The 538-nt window shown below is 53.9% G+C and carries 1 rRNA gene; it reads left to right on the top strand.

The annotated features are described in order from the left end of the window. A 23S ribosomal RNA gene (locus J9893_RS22115) occupies positions 1 to 538 on the top strand; the annotation flags it as partial.

Below are 538 nucleotides of genomic sequence, written 5' to 3'. Positions count from 1 at the left end.
GCCAATCAAACTCGGAGATAGCTGGTTCTCCCCGAAAGCTATTTAGGTAGCGCCTCGGACGAATACTACTGGGGGTAGAGCACTGTTTGGGCTAGGGGGTCATCCCGACTTACCAACCCCATGCAAACTCCGAATACCAGTAAGTACTATCCGGGAGACACACGGCGGGTGCTAACGTCCGTCGTGAAGAGGGAAACAACCCAGACCGCCGGCTAAGGTCCCAAAGTTCTGGTTAAGTGGGAAACGATGTGGGAAGGCTCAGACAGCTAGGATGTTGGCTTAGAAGCAGCCATCATTTAAAGAAAGCGTAATAGCTCACTAGTCGAGTCGGCCTGCGCGGAAGATGTAACGGGGCTCAAACCAGGCACCGAAGCCGCGGATTCACGCTAAGCGTGAGTGGTAGGGGAGCGTTCTGTAAGTCTGCGAAGGTGTGTCGAGAGGCATGCTGGAGATATCAGAAGTGCGAATGCTGACGTAAGTAACGATAAAGGGGGTGAAAAGCCTCCTCGCCGGAAGACCAAGGGTTCCTGTCCAACGT

Source organism: Aeromonas sp. MaB10011B (assembly GCF_017939325.1).
GTDB lineage: Bacteria > Pseudomonadota > Gammaproteobacteria > Enterobacterales > Aeromonadaceae > Aeromonas > Aeromonas caviae.
This window is presented reverse-complemented; position numbering and strand designations above follow the sequence as displayed.